The sequence below is a fragment of the Mycobacterium sp. 852002-51971_SCH5477799-a genome (genome assembly GCF_001667145.1).
Classification (GTDB): Bacteria; Actinomycetota; Actinomycetes; order Mycobacteriales; family Mycobacteriaceae; genus Mycobacterium.
On sequence record NZ_LZIF01000057.1, the window covers coordinates 25,375 to 45,186 of the forward strand.

21 protein-coding genes are annotated in these 19,812 nt (G+C 68.5%); 13 read left to right on the forward strand and 8 right to left on the reverse strand.

All coding sequences use genetic code 11. From position 1 onward, the window contains the following. Positions 1 to 25 precede the first annotated feature (25 nt). Positions 26 to 709: a uracil-DNA glycosylase gene (locus A5753_RS06735; RefSeq protein ID WP_067124819.1), complete on the forward strand. Its 684-nt coding sequence runs from the start codon at positions 26 to 28 to the stop codon at positions 707 to 709. 5 nt (positions 710 to 714) lie between these two features. Continuing rightward, entirely contained in the window at positions 715 to 1,644 is a 930-nt protein-coding gene (locus A5753_RS06740; protein WP_067124822.1) for an NADP-dependent oxidoreductase, read from the forward strand. A 31-nt stretch (positions 1,645 to 1,675) separates the two neighbouring features. Here A5753_RS06740 and A5753_RS06745 read toward each other — a convergent pair whose 3' ends face one another. The 5 genes from A5753_RS06745 to A5753_RS06760 are packed head-to-tail and all read right to left on the reverse strand — an operon-like array spanning position 1,676 to position 5,399. Further along, positions 1,676 to 2,506: an oxidoreductase gene (locus A5753_RS06745; RefSeq protein WP_067124751.1), complete on the reverse strand. Its 831-nt coding sequence runs from the start codon at positions 2,504 to 2,506 to the stop codon at positions 1,676 to 1,678. A gap of 2 nt (positions 2,507 to 2,508) precedes the next feature. Next, positions 2,509 to 3,753 carry a DUF1214 domain-containing protein gene (locus A5753_RS06750; RefSeq protein WP_067124754.1) on the reverse strand — a complete coding sequence of 415 codons (1,245 nt, stop codon included), beginning with the start codon at positions 3,751 to 3,753 and terminating at the stop codon, positions 2,509 to 2,511. After that, on the reverse strand, positions 3,746 to 4,042 hold the full coding sequence (locus A5753_RS24775) for a sulfotransferase (protein ID WP_231990018.1): 297 nt from the start codon (positions 4,040 to 4,042) through the stop codon (positions 3,746 to 3,748). Before A5753_RS24775 ends, A5753_RS06750 begins: the two co-directional genes overlap by 8 nt. Next, positions 4,014 to 4,952, reverse strand: a complete 939-nt coding sequence (locus A5753_RS06755; RefSeq protein WP_231990019.1) for a sulfotransferase — start codon at positions 4,950 to 4,952, stop codon at positions 4,014 to 4,016. The genes A5753_RS24775 and A5753_RS06755 overlap by 29 nt, the downstream gene beginning before the upstream one ends. A 3-nt stretch (positions 4,953 to 4,955) precedes the next feature. Beyond that, positions 4,956 to 5,399, reverse strand: a complete 444-nt coding sequence (locus A5753_RS06760; protein WP_067124757.1) for a nuclear transport factor 2 family protein — start codon at positions 5,397 to 5,399, stop codon at positions 4,956 to 4,958. Between the two features lie 83 nt (positions 5,400 to 5,482). Here A5753_RS06760 and A5753_RS06765 point away from each other — a divergent pair, with 83 nt between their 5' ends. Continuing rightward, complete coding sequence (locus A5753_RS06765; protein WP_067124760.1) at positions 5,483 to 6,373, forward strand: SDR family NAD(P)-dependent oxidoreductase; 891 nt, start codon at positions 5,483 to 5,485, stop codon at positions 6,371 to 6,373. 2 nt (positions 6,374 to 6,375) lie between these two features. Further along, positions 6,376 to 7,197 (forward strand): mycofactocin-coupled SDR family oxidoreductase, encoded by an 822-nt coding sequence (locus A5753_RS06770; RefSeq protein ID WP_067124825.1) that lies wholly within the window; start codon positions 6,376 to 6,378, stop codon positions 7,195 to 7,197. Positions 7,198 to 7,209: 12 nt separating this feature from the next. On the opposite strand, the gene rpmB is transcribed toward A5753_RS06770, so the two are convergent. After that, entirely contained in the window at positions 7,210 to 7,404 is a 195-nt protein-coding gene (gene rpmB, locus A5753_RS06775) for a 50S ribosomal protein L28 (RefSeq protein ID WP_067124763.1), read from the reverse strand. A gap of 250 nt (positions 7,405 to 7,654) precedes the next feature. Here rpmB and A5753_RS06780 point away from each other — a divergent pair, with 250 nt between their 5' ends. The 3 genes from A5753_RS06780 to A5753_RS06790 are packed head-to-tail and all read left to right on the forward strand — an operon-like array spanning position 7,655 to position 12,290. Further along, on the forward strand, positions 7,655 to 9,358 hold the full coding sequence (locus tag A5753_RS06780; RefSeq protein ID WP_156655982.1) for a DAK2 domain-containing protein: 1,704 nt from the start codon (positions 7,655 to 7,657) through the stop codon (positions 9,356 to 9,358). 2 nt (positions 9,359 to 9,360) lie between these two features. Beyond that, positions 9,361 to 11,580: an ATP-dependent DNA helicase RecG gene (gene recG, locus A5753_RS06785; RefSeq protein ID WP_067124767.1), complete on the forward strand. Its 2,220-nt coding sequence runs from the start codon at positions 9,361 to 9,363 to the stop codon at positions 11,578 to 11,580. Next, the gene (locus A5753_RS06790) at positions 11,577 to 12,290 is read left to right on the forward strand and encodes an HNH endonuclease family protein (protein WP_067124770.1); all 714 of its coding nucleotides are present in this window, start codon (positions 11,577 to 11,579) and stop codon (positions 12,288 to 12,290) included. The genes recG and A5753_RS06790 overlap by 4 nt, the downstream gene beginning before the upstream one ends. A gap of 4 nt (positions 12,291 to 12,294) precedes the next feature. Here the strand turns inward: A5753_RS06790 and A5753_RS06795 are convergent, their stop codons facing one another. Further along, entirely contained in the window at positions 12,295 to 13,140 is an 846-nt protein-coding gene (locus tag A5753_RS06795; protein ID WP_067124831.1) for an aldo/keto reductase, read from the reverse strand. Between the two features lie 464 nt (positions 13,141 to 13,604). Here A5753_RS06795 and A5753_RS06800 point away from each other — a divergent pair, with 464 nt between their 5' ends. The 5 genes from A5753_RS06800 (at position 13,605) to coaD (ending at position 17,308) form a co-directional block, all read left to right on the forward strand. Then, the gene (locus tag A5753_RS06800) at positions 13,605 to 14,723 is read left to right on the forward strand and encodes an alpha/beta hydrolase (RefSeq protein WP_067124773.1); all 1,119 of its coding nucleotides are present in this window, start codon (positions 13,605 to 13,607) and stop codon (positions 14,721 to 14,723) included. 101 nt (positions 14,724 to 14,824) lie between these two features. Next, positions 14,825 to 15,592 (forward strand): DsbA family protein, encoded by a 768-nt coding sequence (locus A5753_RS06805; protein ID WP_067124834.1) that lies wholly within the window; start codon positions 14,825 to 14,827, stop codon positions 15,590 to 15,592. Next, positions 15,589 to 16,236, forward strand: a complete 648-nt coding sequence (locus A5753_RS06810; RefSeq protein WP_067124776.1) for a vitamin K epoxide reductase family protein — start codon at positions 15,589 to 15,591, stop codon at positions 16,234 to 16,236. Before A5753_RS06805 ends, A5753_RS06810 begins: the two co-directional genes overlap by 4 nt. Positions 16,237 to 16,246: 10 nt before the next feature. Then, positions 16,247 to 16,801 carry a 16S rRNA (guanine(966)-N(2))-methyltransferase RsmD gene (rsmD, locus tag A5753_RS06815; RefSeq protein ID WP_067124778.1) on the forward strand — a complete coding sequence of 185 codons (555 nt, stop codon included), beginning with the start codon at positions 16,247 to 16,249 and terminating at the stop codon, positions 16,799 to 16,801. A 24-nt stretch (positions 16,802 to 16,825) separates the two neighbouring features. Next, positions 16,826 to 17,308, forward strand: coding sequence for a pantetheine-phosphate adenylyltransferase (gene coaD, locus A5753_RS06820; RefSeq protein ID WP_067124781.1), 483 nt, complete (start codon positions 16,826 to 16,828; stop codon positions 17,306 to 17,308). Positions 17,309 to 17,331: 23 nt separating this feature from the next. On the opposite strand, the gene A5753_RS06825 is transcribed toward coaD, so the two are convergent. Then, positions 17,332 to 18,492: a permease gene (locus tag A5753_RS06825; protein ID WP_082971192.1), complete on the reverse strand. Its 1,161-nt coding sequence runs from the start codon at positions 18,490 to 18,492 to the stop codon at positions 17,332 to 17,334. A 103-nt stretch (positions 18,493 to 18,595) separates the two neighbouring features. Between A5753_RS06825 and A5753_RS06830 the strand changes: the two genes are divergently transcribed. Further along, a complete protein-coding gene (locus tag A5753_RS06830; protein ID WP_082971193.1) occupies positions 18,596 to 19,672 on the forward strand; it encodes a hypothetical protein in 1,077 nt (358 codons plus the stop codon). Positions 19,673 to 19,812: the final 140 nt, after the last annotated feature.

Sequence of the window (19,812 nt, forward strand, 5' to 3'; positions counted from 1 at the left end):
TTTACGCGATCGCGAAGAGCCGATGATGACCGCGCGCCCGCTGGGTGAACTGGTCGAGCCGGGGTGGGCGAGTGCGCTGCAGCCGGTGGCCGACCAGGTGGCCGAGATGGGGCAATTCCTGCGGACCGAGATCGCGGCCGGGCGCAGGTATCTGCCGGCGGGGCCGAATGTGTTGCGCGCCTTCACCTATCCCTTCGACGACGTCAGGGTGTTGATTGTCGGGCAGGACCCGTACCCCACGCCCGGACACGCTGTGGGGCTGAGCTTTTCGGTGGCGCCCGAGGTGCGGCCACTGCCGCGGAGTCTGGCCAACATTTTTCAGGAGTACACCGCGGACCTGGGCCATCCGTCGCCCTCGTGCGGTGACCTGACGCCCTGGGCGCAGCGCGGCGTGCTGCTGCTGAACAGGGTGCTCACGGTGCGCCCGAGTAACCCGGCCTCGCACCGCGGCAAGGGCTGGGAGGCGGTGACCGAGTGCGCTATCCGTGCGCTGACGCAGCGGTCGCGGCCCCTGGTGGCCATCCTGTGGGGCCGCGACGCTTCGACACTCAAACCGATTCTCGCCCAAGGAAATTGCGTTGCCATCGAATCGCCGCATCCGTCGCCGCTATCGGCCTCGCGCGGGTTCTTCGGTTCGCGCCCGTTCAGCCGCGCCAACGAACTGCTGGCCGAGATGGGCGCCGACGCGATCGATTGGCGCCTGCCATGACCGAGATGTTCGCGCTGCGGGCGCACCGGCGGGGCGGCCCGGAGGAGCTGGTATTCGAACGCGCCCCGGTACCGATACCGGCCGCAGGCGAAGTCTTGGTGGCCGTGCACGCGGCCGGGATCACCTTCGACGAGCTGACGTGGGACGAGACCTGGATCCGCGACGGGGCCAGCCGCGTCCCGGTGGTCCCGTCACACGAGGTGTCGGGTGTCGTCAAGGAGGTTGCCGCCGAGGTCACGGATTTCGCGCCCGGCGCCGAGGTGTACGGGTTGATCGGGTTCGACCGCGACGGTGCCGCGGCCGATTTCGTCGCGGTGCCCGCGACCGACCTGGCCATCAAGCCGTCGACGGTGTCGCACGCCATGGCCGCCGCGCTGCCGCTGGCCGGCCTGACCGCCCTGCAGGCGTTGGTCGACCACGCCGCGGTGCAACCGGGAGAGGCCGTCCTGGTGACCGGAGGTGCCGGGGGAGTGGGGCTGTTGGCGGTTCAGCTGGCCGCGATGCTGGGTGCCCGGGTCACCGCGACCGTGCGCAGCGACACCGCCAATCTCCTGCGCGGGTGCGGCGCGCAGCGCGTGATCGACGTGCGCACCGAGGCGTTCGACGAGACCGGCGCCGGTTACGACGTCGTCATCGACACGGTGGGAGGCCAGATGTTGGAGCGGTCGTTCGGCGTGCTGCGCCGCGGCGGCCGGCTGGTCACCTTGTCGGCGCCGCCTCCGGCCGGCAGGGCCGACGAGTTCGGCGTCACCGCAACCTTCTTCATCGTCACGCCGAATCGCGATCAGCTTGACGAACTCGCCGCGCTGGTCGACAGCGACCGGTTGCACGTCGCGATCGCCCAGACGTTCGGCCTCGACGAGGGCCGGGAGGCTTATGAAAGCCGCGACGCCGGCACGCGCGCCGGCAAGACGGTCCTCATCGTGCGGGACTGACAGCCGTCCCAGAGTCGGGCGGCAAGCGGCGTCACGAGTCCGCGAAATTGACGTCCTTCGTGACGGCCTTCCACTCCTCGATCGACTCCGACATCGCAGTGATCTTGTCCCGCATGGCCTTCAGCACGTCACGGCCCAGCAACAGCCGAAGTGGCGGCTCGTCGAGAGTGGTCACCATCAGCACCGCGTCCGCGACCTTTTTCGGATCACCGGGTAGGTGATCGGCGAACTGCTTGATCAGGTCCTTGCGCGCGGCCACGTCGGCGTAGTCGGAGATCGGGCTGCCCGATTCCTTCATCGACCGCGTCGCCCAGTCGGTGCGGAACGCGCCCGGCTCGATGGCGGTCACCTTGATGCCCAACGGGCGCACCTCGGCGGCCAGCGCCTCGCTCACCGCCTCCAGCGCGAATTTGGTCGACGAGTAATAGGCGTTGGGCGGGTTGGCCACCAGGCCCGTCATCGAGGAGATGTTGATGATGTGCCCCGACCCCCGGGCGCGCATGGCGGGCAGCACCGCCTTGATCATGTCGACCGCCCCGAAGTAGTTCACGTCGAACAGCTTTCGCACCTCGGCGTCCTCGCCCTCTTCCACCGAGGACAGGTAGCCGTGACCGGCGTTGTTGACCAGGACATCGATCCCACCGAATGCCGCGTCGGCCGCCGACACCGCCGCCGCGATCTGGGCGGCGTCGGTCACGTCGAGGGCAAGGGGCAGGGCCCGGTCGCCGAATTCGGCGGCGATGTCGCGCACCGCCTCGGGCCGCCGCGCGGTCACCACCACGTTGTGGCCGGCTTGCAGTGCGGCGCGCGCGATTTCGCGACCAAAGCCGGTGGAGCATCCCGTGATCAGCCAGCGCGCCACCGTCAGATCGTCCCTTCCGGCAGGCGGCGCAGGTAGGCCGTGCGCCGCTGCGCCAGCTCCGTTTCCCGCTGATCCTCGCTCACCCGCGGCAGGTGCGGGACCTCGGCGTCGAGCCGGTCCAGCTTGATCACCCGTCCGCGCGCGCCGAGGTCTTCCCGGGGACCGCCCTCGCCGAACTCCGCCATGCGCAGGGTCAAGATGGCCTCCCGCAAGCCGTCGGAGTCGATCCAGTTGGCCACACCGGGGTCGACCGGCGAGATCAGGTACGTGTACGAGCCGTCCTCGTTTGCGACCGACTGTGCCTTGTTGAGGCTTCCGGTGCGGTCGACGAGATCCAAAGTGGTGCCCCAGACGTTGCTCAGCGGCACCGTGAAGTATTCGGCGCCGCCGTCGTTCAGGTCGACGACGAACGCCTCGTCGGGGGCGAGGTCGAACCGGCCCATCACGTACACCTGGTTGCGCATCGCGCCGACCTTGTCGGCCGACCAGGCCAGGTCGAAGTGGTTGGCCGGCATCTTGTAGACGCCGTGGCTGAGCTTGCCGGTGAAGTTGGCGAAGTAGTCCATCATCGCCGCGGTGGCCTCGGCCTGCTCGTCAAGTGTGCGTGCCGGGGTGGCCGGCTGGCCGCCAAGTCGTTGTACCTCAATGTGATTGGGGTCGTCGCGACCCCAATCCAGCAGCACGTCGCGGATGTAGAACTCGTGGGCTTCCGGCGAGGTCTGCACGTGGTTCGGCCGCCCGTTGGCGGGTTGGGCGTCGACGGTGATGGTGTAGCTGCCGTCGGGCTCGACCTGCATGGTGCGGCCGTTGAGCACCGCGACGGTGCCCATCTGCGCGTCCCACAGCGTGAAGTAGTTCTCGGTCATGCGGTGCTCGCCGACCCGGCCGTGGATCTCGTAACGTTCATCCCCGCAGACCGGGATGACCCGGTACACGCTGTCGGGATTGTCGATGCCCCAACGCGATCCGGGAACGCTGCGGCCGTCCACCGGGTGCGCGAGCCGGGTGATGCAGCTGACCTTGGGCCGCAGCTTGTCCTGGTTGGACGACCACACCGCCGCCGAGAACATCACCTCGGCGAACGCGTCGTCGAATCGTTCGCGCATCGCGTCCGACGCCTTGGCGCGGCCGAGCCACGTCTCGGCGACCGTGCGGTAGGCGGCCCTGACGGTCGGGTGCTCGATCAGGTCGAGGGCCGCCAGCTCCTGTTCGTGCTGGGACGCCGTCGCGACCGGGTGATCAGGCATGTGTTGTTCCTCCGATATGCTGTCCAAAACGCTTGTTGTACAACGTGAATCGATCGTCGACCTGCTCGGGACGCAGGTTGTAGTTCTCCAACCCGTAGGGCGGGCGCGGCGCCTCCCGGGGGCGGTGGGCCAGCCAGCGCCGCATCGCCTCCTCCGCCTGCGCGGTCAGCGGCAGGCCGATGGCGTCGTAGACGCGAGCCACCTGGCCGATCGGATCGGCCACCGCGTCGTCGAACCCGATGTCGGTGACCACCGCGCCCTCATCGGCCCAGCCGTCGCGGACCGCCATCGCCCGATCGTTCGTCCAGCCCATCCGGTCCAACCACTGCGCACCGACCCGGTGCATGTCGACGGTATCGGAGTGCATCGCGTGCAGGGGTCGCGTTCAGGCTGGCCCCCGACGCGATGGTGGTGCGCGGGTCACGATGCATTTGCACGATGTGCAGATCGGGAAACTGGGCGCGCAGGACATGCAAATACCCAAGGTGCGCAGGCGATTTGAGCACCCAGCGCTGGCCCCGCACCCCGCGCCGGCGCTTCTGCCACTGGAGGAATTGCAGCATGCGGTGCAGATAGCTATAGGCGGGGGAGAAGTCCTGGGCGTCGAGCCAGGTTCGGTACCGCGGCAGGTGCGCGCCCGATTCGGGCACGTGCGACAGGAACGCATCGGCCAAAAAGACGATTTCCTCCTCGGCCTCCCTGGCGTACATCGGGTGGATCGAAAACAATTCGGGCGCCAGTTCGCGCGACTTCGCTTCTCGCGCTTCGCTGATCGCGATGCGCGGATCGGGGGGGTCGGTGAACCGATGGTCCAGCCGCGGCGCGACCTCGACGACCTCCCAGCCATACGCGCAGACGAAGCGTGGGTCGGCGGCCAGGAGCCGCTGCAGCAGGGTGGTGCCGCTGCGCATCATGCCGACGACGACGATCGGCGCGGCCACCACCTCGTCGAGGATCTCCGGGTGGCGGCGGATCCACTCCTGTGCGCGCAGCCGCATCCGCAGGCTGTGCACGATGCCCGAGCGCAGGATGTGCACTCCGACGGCGTTCAGGTCGGCGCCGGCGTAATCGTCCAGCAATACGCAAAGCGGGCCCTCGAATTCGCCCGGGCCCCAGTCGGTCAGCTCATCCTTGCGTTGCGCGTCGGCCAGGACGGCGGCAGGGTCGAATGGGCCGCCGGACGCGCTCGCGGATGCCACCGGTCAGAACTTCAGGTGCCGGCTGACATCGCCGACCTGGTCGACGAACATGATGCGGCTGTCGAAACACCAGGCCCCGCCCACCCGGTGGAAGGTGTCCTTGTAGTGCCCGGTGACGATCACCTGCAGCGGCAGGTCATCGGTGGCCTGCGTGACGCAGTAATAGGACGTGCTCCGCGCGGTCCCGGCCGCCTCGTCGATGTAGAGCTGGACGTTGGTCGTGTTGTGTTTGGTCTTTGGGGTGCCGTCGTCATAGATGCGCGTGGCCATGTCGTACATCTCCCGCACCCGGGCCGAGCCGGCGAACACCGTCTCCGGTGGGCCGTCTTCCACCCCGCAGATGCGGCCGTGCTCGAAAAGCCGGGCCACCCCGTCCAGGTCGCCGCCGTCGAGAAGCTGCGCGTAGGTGTAGATGAGGTTGGTGATCTCGGTGGCGCTGTCACTCATGTCGAACCGCCTCGGAGTCTTCCGCTCTTATGTTGGCAGAACCGGTCCAACTTACATAGAACCGACCATTACTCTGGATCGCCGTGACCTTACCGTGGACGCCGAGCAGGCTCGGCAACCTGACCGGCAAACGGGTGATCGTGACCGGAGCGACCAACGGCGTCGGGCTCGGCACCTCGCGCGCGCTCGCCAAAGCCGGCGCGCACGTGATCCTGGCCGTGCGCAACACCGAACTCGGCGAGCAGCGCGCGAGCGAGATCGGCGGCTCGACCGCCGTGGCGAAACTCGATCTCGCCGACCAGTCGTCGGTGCGGGCCTTCGCCGGCCTGATCGACGAGCCGGTGGACATCCTGATCAATAACGCCGGCGCCCTGACCGACCGGCGCACCGAGACGGTCGACGGCTTCGAGATGACACTGGGAACCAATCTGCTCGGGCCGTTCGCGCTGACCAATCTGCTCCTGCCCAAGGTGCGTTCGCAGATCATCAACGTCGGGTCCGACGCGCACCGCTCGGCGACGTTGCGGATCGACGACCTGCACTCGCGCCGGCACAAGTGGACGAGGCTGGGTGCGTACGCGCAGTCGAAGCTCGCGGTCATGTTGTGGGGCCTGGAGCTGGATCGCAGGCTGCGCGCGGCCGGATCGCCGATCGTCACGCAGCTCACCCACCCGGGCTGGGTGGCCTCGAACCTGTCGAATCTGGGCGACTCACCGCTGATGTCGCTGGCCCACAAGGGGGTCAAAATGGTGGCCGACCGGTTGGCCAACGACATCGACGAGGGCGCTGCGCCCACGCTCTACTGCATCAGCGAGCCGATTCCGCCGGGCAGCTACGTCGGGGTCACCGGCAGGTTCGGGCTGCGCGGCGGCCCGGTATTGATCGGCCGCACGCCGCTGGCCTGCGATTACGACGCGGCGGCGCGGCTGGTGGCCTTCGCCGAACGCGAGACCGGCACGACCCTGGAGGTGTAGTGATGGGTGAATTCGCCAACACGGTCGCCGTCATCACCGGCGCCGCGCGCGGGCAGGGTCGCAGCCACGCCGTCGCGCTGGCCGAGCAGGGCGCCGACATCATCGCTGTCGACATCTGCGCCGACCTCGAGGCGATCCCGTACGCCCTGGGGACCGAATCGGAGCTCGCCGAGACCGTGCAGCTGGTCCAGGCGGCCGGCCGCAAAGCGGTGTCCGTCGCTGCGGACGTCCGCGACCTCAGGGCGTTGTCGGCCGGAGTGCAGGCCGGCGTCGACGAGCTCGGCGACATCGACGTCGTCGTCGCCAATGCCGGGGTGGTGGCCATCGGGGTCACCGACCCCGAATCCGAACCGGTGTTCAACACGATCGTCGACACCAATCTCAAGGGTGTGTGGCACACGCTGCTGGCGACGGTTCCCTCGATCGTGCGCAAGGGGCGGGGCGGCTCGGTGGTGCTGGTTAGCTCATCGCAGGGGCTCACCGGCCGCGGCGGCGACGGTAGCGCGGCGATGTTCGCCTACGCCGCGTCCAAACACGGGGTGGTGGGGCTGATGCGTTCCGCGGCGAATGCCTATGCGCCGCACAAGATTCGGGTCAATTCGATCCACCCGAGCGGTGTCGCGACGCCGATGATCCTCAACGATTTCGTGGTGAACCGGATGCTGGAGAACCCCAACCCGGCGCTGTCGCAGACGCTGCTGCCCGACGTGCCGTTGGTGGAGGCGCAAGACGTCACCGAGGCGGTGCTCTGGCTTGCCGGACCGCGGTCGCGCTACATCACCGGCGCTGCGATACCCGTGGACGCCGGCCACGTCGTCATGTGACGACGGCTGCTGTCAGCCCCGGACGACCTTGCCGGCCTTGATGCAGGACGTGCACACGCTAAGACGCTGCTTGTTGCCGCCCGGACGGGCGACGACGTGCACGGTCTGAACGTTGGGGTCCCACCGGCGGCTGGTGCGGCGGTGGGAGTGCGACACCGACTTACCGAAGCCGGGGCCTTTCCCGCAGATGTCGCACACAGCGGCCATTGTTCAAGCTCCTCAAATCTCGGGGGTCCGGCAATCCGGCCGGGACAGCCCAGGTTCACCCGGGCACACCTGAGGATACCGACTGTGGTGGCAAGCACCAAAACGGTCACCGCCGCTGTCGCCCCCTCTGGCTAGGCTCGATGGGCCGGATCGGCCCTGGTGGTCACGGGCAGCCGTCGCGGCTGTGGCCGGGCTACGCTGGCGCCCACCGGGTGCTGGGCGTCCAAAGGTGCGGAGGAGGTGGGTCACCCTGGGCACTGCTGATACGTCGCAGGATCGTCTCCTGGACGCGATCGCCCTGCGCGACTGGGCGCACACCGCCGTCAGCGACCTGATCACGCACATCGACGAGATCAACCGGCTCAATGTCTTCCCCGTCGCCGACTCCGACACCGGCGCCAACATGCTGTTCACCATGCGTTCGGCCTTGGCCGAGGCGAAAGTTTGCACCGGCGTGGAGGGCGGCTCGACGTGCGTCGCGCGGGCCGCCGCGGCGCTGTCCGCAGGTGCCCTCAACGGCGCGCGCGGCAATTCCGGGGTGATCCTGTCGCAGATCCTGCGCGGCGTCGCCGACGTCACAGCGATCGCAGCGGCCGACGCCGGGGGTGAGCTGCCCCACATCGACGCCGCCGTCCTGGGTGCCGCGCTGCAGCGCGGCGTGGAGTTGGTGATCAGCTCGATGGGCGGCGAGGAGATCCCCGGGACCATCGTCTCGGTGCTGGGGGCGGCCGCGAACGCCGTCGCGCAGTGCGCCGGAGCCGGTGAGGGGTTGGTGTCGGCGGTCATCGCCGCCGGCGACGCGGCGGTGGTCGCGCTGGAAAAGACGCCCGAACAACTCGACGTGCTCGCCGATGCCGGCGCCGTGGACGCCGGCGGGCGGGGTCTGCTGGTCCTGCTGGACGCGCTGCGGCGCACCATCACCGGGCAGGCGCCGGCCCGCACGGTGTACGAGCTGGCGCCGCGAGAGCAGCCGCCGGAGGCGTCCGCGCACCGCCCGGCGCCCCAGTTCGAGGTCATGTACCGGTTGGACGGCTGCGAGCCCGCGGCGGCGGACACGCTGCGCGACCGGCTGGGGGAGCTGGGTGATTCGGTCGGCATCGCGTCGGCGCCGTCCTCGACGCAGCGCACCTACTCGGTCCACGTGCACACCGACGACGCCGGCGCCGCCGTGGAGGCCGGGCTGGCGGCCGGCCGGCTCAGCCGCATCGTCATCTCGGCGTTGAGCTCCGGCACCCCGGGGCTGCCCGCGGGCGGCTGGACGCGGGAGCGCGCGGTGCTGGCGGTGGTCGACGGCGACGGCGCCGCCGACCTGTTCGCCGGGGAGGGTGCCTGCGTGCTGCAGCGCGACGCGGCCGCGGACGATGCCGTCACCAACATCAGTGCGCACCAGCTGATGCGGGCCGTCGTCGACACCGGCGCTGCCCAGGTGATGGTGCTGCCCAACGGCTACGTGCCGGCCGAGGAGCTGGTGGCCGGCTGCACCACGGCCATCGGCTGGGGCATCGACGTGGTGCCGATCCCGACCGGGTCGATGGTGCAGGGCCTGGCCGCGCTGGCGGTGCACGAAACCGACCGGCAGGCGGTCGACGACGGCTACACGATGGCCCGCGCCGCCGGGGCGGCGCGGCACGGCTCGGTGCGCATCGCCACCGAGAGCGCGTTGACCTGGGCGGGTCGCTGCCGCCCCGGTGACGGCCTGGGCATCGCGGGCGATGAGGTGCTGATCGTGGCCGACGACGCGGTCGGGGCGGCGATCGGACTGCTCGACCTCCTGCTGGCCTCCGGCGGCGACCTGGTGACGGTGCTGCTGGGCGCCGCCATCGACGGCGACGGCGACGCGGGCGCGGTCACCGACATCCTGGAAGAGCACATGCACGATCACCACCCCGGGACCGAATTGGTCACCTACCGCACCGGCCACCGCGGTGACGCGCTGCTGATCGGGGTCGAATAGCGATGGTGTCGCTGAGCGATCGGCTGGACTTCGTCGTGGGCGGGAAGGTTGCGGAGCTCTTCGACGAGGTGTTCGGCATCCGCACGGTCGACGACCTGCTGCGCCACTATCCGCGCAGCTACACCGAGGGCGCGAGCCGTTGGAACACCGACGACGAACGGCCGCCCGCCGGCGAACACGTCACCATCATCGACACGATCGCCGAAACCAAGACGTTCCCGATGAAGAAGACCCCGAAGAAGCTGTGCCACCGCATCACCCTCGGCTCCGGGCGCAACAAGGTGACCGCAACGTTCTTCAACGCGAATTACCTGAAAAAGGACCTGACCACGGGCGCCAAGGTGATGCTTTCCGGAGAGGTCGGATTCTTCAACAACGTCATGCAGCTGACGCACCCGGCGTTCCTTTTGCTCGACCGCCAGGATGGGAAGAATCGCGGCACCGCCTCGCTCAAGAGCATCGCCAACGCCTCGGGCGCCACCACGGGCGAAGGTATCGCGGACGCCTACGAGCGTCACTTCTTCCCGATCTATGCCGCCAGCGCGAAGCTGCAGAGCTGGACCATCTTCGGCTCCGTGCGCCAGGTGCTCGACATGCTCGACCCGGTCCCGGATCCACTGCCCGAAGGCCTGCGCGCAAAATTCGGCCTGGTCTCCGAGGACGAGGCGCTGCGCGACATCCATCTGGCCGAGAGCGAGCCACGGCGCCGGCGGGCCCGTGAGCGCCTGACCTTCGACGAAGCCGTCGGCCTGCAGTGGGCGCTGGTGGCCCGCCGCCACGGCGAGCTGTCGGAGTCGGGGCCGCCGGCGCTGCCGCGTCCGGACGGTTTGGCCGCAGAACTGTTGGGGCGTTTGCCCTTCGAGCTGACCGCGGGGCAGCGCGAGGTGCTCGGGGTGCTGACCGACGGGCTCGCCGCGACCCGCCCGCTGAATCGTCTGCTGCAGGGCGAGGTCGGCTCCGGCAAAACGATCGTCTCGGTGCTGGCGATGCTGCAGATGGTCGACGCCGGATATCAGTGCGCGCTGCTGGCCCCCACGGAAGTGCTTGCGGCCCAACACCTCCGGTCGATCCGCGACGCGCTCGGCCCGCTGGCGATGGCGGGCCAGCTGGGTGGCGCCGACAATGGCACCCGGCTGGCGCTGCTGACCGGTTCGATGACCACCGCCCAGAAGAAACAGGTCCGCGCCGAAATCGCCGGCGGCGAGGTCGGCATCGTCGTCGGCACTCACGCGCTGCTGCAGGACGCGGTGGAATTCGACAACCTGGGGATGGTGGTGGTCGACGAACAGCACCGCTTCGGCGTCGAGCAACGAGATCAGTTGCGGGCCAAGGCCCGTCCCGGGGTCACGCCACACCTGCTGGTGATGACGGCGACACCGATTCCGCGCACCGTCGCGCTCACCGTGTACGGGGACCTGGAAACCTCGACGCTGCGCGAACTTCCGCGGGGCCGCCAGCCGATCACCAGCAACGTCATCTTCGTCAAGGACAAGCCCGCGTGGCTGAGTCGGGCCTGGCAACGCATCACCGAGGAGGTGGCCGCTGGCCGCCAGGCTTATGTGGTGGCGCCGCGCATCGACGAGAGCGACGACCCGGGGGATCAGGAGCCGAACGCCAAGGCGCCCGAGACCGCCGAGGGCCTGTACGCCCGGCTGCGCTGCGGCGAGCTGGCGAGTCTGCGCCTGGGCCTGATGCACGGGCGGCTGTCGGCCGAGGAGAAGGACGCCGCGATGGCGGCCTTCCGGGCCGCCGAGATCGACGTGCTGGTGTGCACCACCGTCATCGAGGTGGGCGTCGACGTCCCCAACGCCACCCTCATGTTGGTGATGGACGCCGACCGGTTCGGCATCAGTCAGTTACATCAGCTGCGCGGCAGGATCGGCCGCGGCCGGCATCCCAGCCTGTGCCTGTTCGCCAGCTGGTCCGCGCCGAATTCGTCGGCCGGTCGGCGGCTGCGCGCGGTGGCCGAGACACTGGACGGCTTCGCCCTGGCCGATCTTGACCTCAAGGAACGCCGCGAGGGAGATGTGTTGGGCCGCAACCAGTCCGGTAAGGCGATCACGTTGCGGCTGCTGTCCCTGGCCGATCACCAGGAGTTCATCGAGGCGGCCCGGGAGTTCTGCGTGCAGGCCTACACCGAGGACGATGCGCATCCCGGCTTGGCGGTGCTGGCCGCGCGGTTCACCGACACCGACCGCATCGAATACTTGGACAAGTCGTGAACCGCAGAGTGCTGCTGTGGCTGGCCGCGGCGGCGGCGCTCGCCTTGCTGGTGGCCTACCAGACGGTGGGAGCCTCGAGCGCGCGGCATTCCGCCGAATACGCCGCGCGCGCTGACGTTCCGACGGTCGCGCCCGGCACCGATGTGCTCGGGGGCATCGCCGTCGTGCCGCTGCGCCAGCACCGCTATGACTACCTGCGGTTGGCATTCGGCGACGCCTGGGACGACGACAACGACGCCCCGATGGGCCACAACGGCTGTGACACCCGCGACGACATTCTCAACCGTGACCTCGTGGACAAGACCTACGTGTCGGTCAAGCGGTGTCCGGACGCCGTGGCCACCGGCACGCTGCACGACCCCTACACCAACAAGACCATTGCGTTCCGCCGGGGCCCCAAGGTCGGCGAATCCGTTCAGATCGACCACATCGTCCCGCTCGCCTACGCCTGGGACATGGGCGCCTACGGCTGGCCCGCCACCGAGCGGCTGCGCTTCGCCAACGATCCCGCCAACCTGCTGGCCGTCGACGGGCAGGCCAATCAGGACAAGGGCGATTCGGCGCCGGCGCAGTGGATGCCGCCGAACGGGGCGTTCGCCTGTCAGTACGCCATGCAGTTCATCGCGGTGCTGCGCGGCTATTCGTTGCCGGTCGACCAGGCGTCGACCGGCGTGCTGCGTCAGGCCGCGACGACCTGCCCGGCGGCGTAGGGGTTTACGCGCCTTCGTAGGTCTCCGGGTCCGGGCGCAGCCGAGTGCCGTCGTTGAGCGCGTTGATCGCGTCCATGTGCTCATCGGCCAGTTCGAAGTCGAACACATCCAAGTTGGACCCGATGTGCTCCGCATTGGCCGACCGGAAGACGACGGCATTGCCCAGTTGCAGGTTCCATCGCAGCAGCACCTGCGAGGCGGACTTGCCGTATTCGCCGGCGACCGAAGTCACCGTCGGGTTGTCGTTCAGCTTGCCCAGCGCCAGCGGCGTGTAGGACTGGGTCAGCACGTTGTGCTCGGCGTTGGTCTTGCGCAGCGCTTCCTGGTTGAGCAGCGGATGCAGCTCGATCTGGTTGACCGCCGGGGTGACGAAGGTGAGGTCGATGACCGTCGTCAGGAACTCCTCGGTGAAGTTGGAGACCCCGATCGAGCGGGCCTGACCCTCCGCACGGGACTGGATCATGCCGCCGAAGGAGTTCACGTAGTTGCCCATGGCGGGGGCTGGCCAGTGGATCAGATAGAGGTCGACGTAGTCCAGCCCGAGGCGCTCCAGGCTGGCGTTGCATGCGTCCATCGCCCCCTTGAAACCCTGGTCGGAGGTGGCCAGCTTGGTGGTGACGAACAGCTCGGCGCGCGGAATACCGGAGGCGGCGATCGCGCGCCCAACGGCGGCTTCGTTCCCGTAGGCCGCGGCGGTGTCGATCAGTCGGCAGCCGACCTCGAGCGCAGCCGACACCGCGCGTTCGGTCTCGTCGTCCGACAATTCCGCGACGCCCAGGCCGAGGGCCGGGATCGTGTTTTCGTCGTTGAGAGCAATTGAGGGTAAGGCGGAGCCCGACTCGCCGGCCAATTCATTCACCTGCCTGTGAAATTGAAGGTTCGAGATTGTGCACCGAGTCGGGTTCCGTCATCGAGCGACCAGGTCGACGCCGTTCGGCGCCGAGTTCGAGGCGCTCAGTTCGGTATCGAACACGTCGAAGTTGCTCGCAACCCGATGAAAGCTCACCGACTTGGGGATCACGATATTACCGAGTCTGTAAAGGTAACCTAATCAACCCCTGGACGGGTGTCTATGCGCGCCGTCGGCCTCGGGCAGGCCACCCCGTACAGTTGGTCGCGCGGCACACCGGTATAGGCGGCGGCCCGGCCGGTCTCCCGTGCTGCGGCCAAGCCGGTGATGTCGGTCGGCCGGCGACCGACCGCAGCGTTGTCCGCCGTTTGGCGACCGCCGGGGTTGGTAAGCCTTGAGAGGCGATGAGCGGCGGGACCAATATCCGTCGAGCGTAAGCACGTGTTGTTGTAAGGGGGTTGTTCATGACCAGGCCTCTGTCGGGCGCGCCGGGTGTCAAATTCGGAGCCGATCACGCATCGGTGCCGCTGGCCAGTCGCATCCAGGGCGCCCTCACCAGCGTCGGAACCAAGGTCATCCCCTGGATCCCGACCGCGCTGCGGCGAGGGCTGGTCCGCAGTCGTTCGGTCATCATCGACGGCAACACGCTCGATCCCACCTTGCAGCTGATGTTGTCGGGCCTGCGCGCCGTCGGCATCGACGGGCTGGTCGTCGACGACGACCCGCAGGCGTCGCGCACCCAGCTGCGCGAGTCGATCGTGGGGCTGCCCGGCGCGCAGATCCACGTCGACGTCGACGAGCTCTCCCTGCCCGGTCCGGCCGGCGGGATCGGGGCCCGCCACTACCGTCCTGCCGATGGCACGGCCGCACCGCTGCTGGTCTTCTACCACGGGGGCGGTTGGTCGATCGGTGACCTGGACACCTATGACGCGCTGTGCCGGCTGATCTGTCGCGACGCCGGCATTCATGTGTTGTCGATCGACTACCGGCTGGCCCCCGAACATCCGGCCCCGGCCGCGATCGAGGACGCTTACGCGGCGTTCACCTGGGCATGCGAGCGCGCCGGCGAGCTCGGCGCGATTCCGGGACGCGTCGCGGTCGGCGGGGACAGCGCCGGCGGCAACCTCGCCGCCGTCGTCAGTCAGATAGCGCGCGACGAGAACGGCCCCGCCCCGGCGTTGCAATGGCTGATCTATCCGCGGACCGACTTCACCGCCAAGAACCGGTCGCTGACCCTGTTCTCGCGAGGCTTCCTGCTCACCAAACGGGACATCGACTGGTTTGAATCGCAGTATCTGCGGCGTTCGGGTGTGGACCGGACCGATCCGCGGGTGTCGCCGGCGCTGGCCGAATCGCTGACCGGGTTGGCGCCCGCGCTGATCGCGGTCGCCGGCTTCGATCCGCTGCGCGACGAAGGCGAGAGCTACGCCGAGGCGCTGCGGGCCGCGGGGGTCGCGGTGGACCTGCGGTACCAGGGTTCGCTGACCCATGGCTTCGTCAATCTGTTCCCGTTGGGCGGCGACAGCATGGTGGCGACCAGCGAGCTGATTTCGGCGTTGCGCGCACACCTGAGCCGGGTTTGATTCGTTGAGTCGCCGGCGCCGGTAACCTAGAGGCGCTTTGTCCGATCGCTTTGTCCGCAAACGGGCAGACCGACAACTCGTACCGAAAGATCAGGGAACCCGTGGCCGACAAACCCAAACGTCCCCCGCGATTCGACATGAAGGTGGCCTCTGGCGGTAAGTCGAGCCGGCTCGTCCAGATCGGCGGCACCGCATTCGTGGTCATCTTCGCGGTCGCCCTCGTCTTCTACATCGTCACGTCGCACCACAAGAAGGCCGGCCCCACCGGCCCCGGCGACACGGTCCGCGTGACGTCGAGCAAGCTGGTCACCCAGCCCGGCAGCAGCAACCCCAAGGCCGTGGTGGCGTTATACGAGGACTTCCTGTGCCCGGCCTGCGGCAACTTCGAGCGCACCTTCGGCCCGACGGTCTCCAGGCTCATCGACATCGGCGCCATCGCCGCCGACTACAACATGGTGTCGATCCTCGACAGCGCCCGGAACCAGAACTATTCGTCGCGCGCGGGCGCCGCGGCGCTGTGCGTCGCCGACGAGAACCAGGACGCGTTCCGCCGGTTCCACTCCGCGCTGTACAGCACCGACATCCAGCCCAGCGAAACCGGCAAGACCTTCCCGGACAACGCGCGGCTGATCGAACTCGCCCGCGAGGCGGGGGCGGCGGGCAAGGTGCCGGACTGCATCAACAGCGGCAAGTACCTGTCCAAGGTCACCGGCGAAGCGGCGAACGCGCATATCAACGCCACGCCGACCATCAAGATCAACGGCGACGACTACGACCCCTCGACACCAGATGCGCTGGTCAACAAGATCAAAGAGATCGTGGGCAACATCCCGGGCATCGACGGCGCGGTCGCGCCGGCCTCCATGTGACAAGTGCGGTGTCGACAGCAGCTGCCGATCCCACCGGCGACCTGACCCCGGATGCGTCGTCAGCGGCGCGGGTGCCGGCGCTCAGCGCCTGGTGGGTGCTGATCTCCGGGCTGATCGGTTTGGCCGCCTCCATGACGCTGACGGTGGAGAAGATCGACATCCTGCTCGACCCGTCGTATGCGCCGTCCTGCAACATCAATCCGATCCTGTCCTGCGGCTCGGTGATGATCACCCCGCAGGCGTCGCTGCTGGGCTTTCCCAACCCGCTGTTGGGGCTGGTGGCCTTCACCGTGGTGGTCGTCACGGGGCTGCTGGCGTTGACGAAAGTGGCCTTGCCGCAATGGTATTGGATGGGACTGACGATCGGCGTGGGGGTCGGGGGGGTGTTTGTGCACTGGCTGATCTTTCAGAGCCTGTATCGGATCAACGCGCTGTGCCCGTACTGCATGGTGGTGTGGGCGGTCACCATGTCGCTACTGGTGGTGGTCGCCTCGATCGCCTATCGCCCGGTCTCGCAACGCAGGCAGGCCGGTTTCGGGTGGGTCCTTTTCCAATGGCGCTGGTCGGTGGCCGCCCTCTGGTTCACCGCGGTGTTCTTACTGATCATGGCGCGGTTCTGGGACTACTGGTCGACGCTGCTCTAGGTATCTGCAGGTGACCCGGATCATTGGCGGCGTGGCCGGGGGCAGGCGCATCGCGGTGCCGCCGCGTGGCACCAGGCCCACCACCGACCGCGTCCGCGAGTCGCTCTTCAACATCCTGTCCGCCCGCCTGGAGCTGACCGGCCTCAAGGTGCTGGACCTCTATGCCGGTTCGGGCGCACTGGGATTGGAGGCGTTGTCCCGCGGCGCAGCCGCCGCGCTCTTCGTGGAGTCGGACCCGCGCACCGGATCGGTCATCGCGCGCAACATCGAAACCCTCGGCCTGCGCGGCGCGACGCTGCGCCGGGGAGCGGTGGCGAGCGTGCTGGCGGCCGGGACCACGGCCGCGTTCGATCTGGTGCTGGCCGACCCGCCCTACGAGGTCGACGCCGCCGAGGTCGAGGCCATGCTGGCCGCGTTGCCCGCGCACGGCTGGGTGCACGAGCGCAGCGTTGCAGTGGTGGAGCGGGCGGCCGGTGGTGCGCCGCTGAATTGGCCGTCCGGCTGGTCGGCGTGGCCGCACCGGGTTTACGGCGACACCCGTCTGGAACTGGCCGAGCGTCAGTGAGGCGGCCGTGTACCGTCATTCGTCATGAGCGGCGCGGTATGCCCGGGCTCGTTTGACCCGGTGACGTTGGGCCACATCGACGTCTTCGAGCGCGCGTCGGCTCAGTTCGACGAGGTGGTAGTGGCGATCCTGACCAACCCCGCCAAGAAGGGCATGTTCGACCTCGACGAGCGGATCGCGATGATCAACGAATCGACGACGCACCTGCCCAACCTCAGGGCCGAAGCGGGGCAGGGTCTGGTCGTCGACTTCGTCCGCTCGCGCGGCATGACGGCCATCGTGAAGGGGCTGCGCACCGGCACCGACTTCGAATACGAGCTGCAGATGGCGCAGATGAACAAACACGTCGCGGGCGTCGACACCTTTTTTGTCGCGACCGCGCCGCGCTATTCGTTCGTGTCGTCGTCGCTCGCGAAAGAGGTCGCGATGCTCGGTGGGGACGTGTCGGAGCTGCTGCCCGAGCCGGTCAATCGCCGCCTGCGGGAAAGGCTTTCGGAGCGGGCCTGATTCGGACGCGCGATGACCGCAGGTCAGTGCTGATGCTCGGGAGCATCGGGGGAGCCGCCCATCATGCGCACCATCGGCAGGCCCCCGGAGGTGACGAACCGGGCGACCAGGATGGCCGCGAGGGCCAGGAACGCGATGTTGAGCCACGTCGTGTAGTTCCACGAGATCGATGCCTCGATCACCATGGCGTTGCGCTGCATGGGAATGAGATTGGTTGTGCCAAAGATCAATTCGACCAGATACCCGGCGGCGACCATCGCGGCGTAAAAGGTGCCCAACAGCGTCAGCATCATCCGAGTGCCGTAGTACTTGCGGTAGATGTTCAGGATCGGAAGGATCAACAGGTCGGCGTAGATGAACGCGATGACCCCGCCGAAGCTGATGCCCCCGTTCCACAACACCGCGGCCAGCGGGACATTGCCGATCGAGCACACGAAGGACACGATCGCCACGACGGGACCCACGATCGGCCCCCAGATCGCCGAGAGGCCCGGGTGGTCGGCCAAAAAGAAGACCTGCCAGAACTTTTCGGGCACCCAGGCCGCGACGGCACCCGCGATCAGCAAGCCCAGGACGAGGTCGCGCAGGATGGCGAGGCACTCCATCACGAACACGTGCGAAACCGAGGTGAGGCCCGCCGGGGAGAACAGCCGTCGCCAGAACGAACCGTCACCCTGGATGGACATGTCCATGGCGGCGTGGCCTTCCATCGCGCCGGCGATTCCCCGCTCGGCCTGCTCGCGGGCGGCATCGACGAGGCGCGATCGCACGAACAGCCGGAACAGGACGGCCAGCACCACGATCATCAGTGGGCCGCCGACGAATTCGGCGGCGGTGAATTGCCAGCCCATCAGCAGGGCCAGGATGATGCCCAGCTCCACCACCAGGTTGGTGGAGCCGATTTCGAACGCCATCGCGGCGGTGAAGTCGGCGCCCTTGCGGAACAGCGCTCGGGCCAACGCCACCGCGGCATATGAGCACGACGACGACGCCGCGCCCAGCCCGGCCGCGACCGCCAGGGTGCGTGGCCGGTCATCGCCCATCAGCGCCACAATCGTCGAGCGCCGCACCACGGCCTGCACCACCGCCGAGAGGGCGAAGCCCAGAATCAGCGCCCACAGGATTTCCCACGTCATCGACCCCGCGAGCGTCAACGCGTGTCCGACCGCTGATAACACCGTCACTTGGTTCCTCCTTCGGGAAGCTTCGAGGGCCGCTGCGCCGTCACTATACCCCTTGGGGGTATAGTGACGGGCGAAACCTCGCCGCATTTGCAAGACTGCCCCGGTGTGGATCCGACTGCTCGGGGCGCCGTGGTGGCAGCGGTGGCTGGTGCAGTTCTGCGTCGCCGCCCTCTGCTTCGGCGTGATCGCTCCGCTGGCCGCGCCGCACCTGACGGCCGGCATGCGCTGGCCTTGGCGGCTGGCCTTCGTCGGCGTCTGCGGCGTCTGTTTCGCCTGCCTGCTGGTGGTGTCCACCCAGCGGTCTTCCCGCGAGTACCAGGCGGCTATGCGCGGCCTGAACCGCTCCGAGCGGTCGCGGGCGATTCGGGCGAGCGTGGGCGGCGAGATGCCCGCCGGCACGGCCGTCGTGGCGGCGGCGCTGCGCCTCGGCGCCATTCGGCTCGGGCACGGCCGGTCGACGCCGAAGCGCATCGTCGTCACCTACGGCGTGCTGTTCGCCAGCTGGCTGATGCTGACGATGGGCGGCATCTCGACCAACGGCACCCGTCAAACCGTGTTGCAGGGCGCGATCACCGCGCTGCTCGGGATCACCGGAGTCCGCGGCTGGATCGTTGCCCGCCGCGTCGAGCGGCGAGTTACGTTGTTGCAGAATGCATTAGAACGCACCCCGGACAGCGCTGACGCCCTCGCCGCGGTGCAGCGCGATATACCCACGGGCGGCCAGTGGCGGCCGATCTTCGCGCTGGTCACCGGCATGGTGCTGGTCTCCAACGGGATGCTGGCTGCAGTGTACCTGGTCCACCGCCCGTCGGCCGATTGCCGCACCGTCGCCGACATGGAGCGGTTCGTGGTCTCGCATCGCGACATGCTCGACCCGGCGTTCATCCCCGCCGACAGCGGCGGGCCCGGCCTGGGCGACTACCAGGAGTGGAGCCGGCGACTCCGGCATTACGCGACCAGCGTTTCCGCCCCCGGCGTCGCGCTGCACGTGCGCAGCGTCGGCGACCTGTCCGAACAGGCGGTCGGCGAGGTCCGGGCCGCGCGGGCAGATCCGGCCGGCGCGCAGGCGTCGTCCCAGGAACAGCGTCGAAGCTCCTACGCCGGCATCATCGGCAAGCTCATCGCCGAGTTGAGGGTGCTCGACGCGTCGTGCCCGCCGCGGGGACGCCGGCTCGGATAGTGCCCCGGGCCGTCCGCGACCTAGAATCGCAGGCAAATCCGTTACCGCGGCGTTTGGGGCGGCTCGGACGGGCCAATACCCGACACACCGGCGTCGCCACCGCTGTCACAGAGACAACACCAGGCACACTAGTAACACCG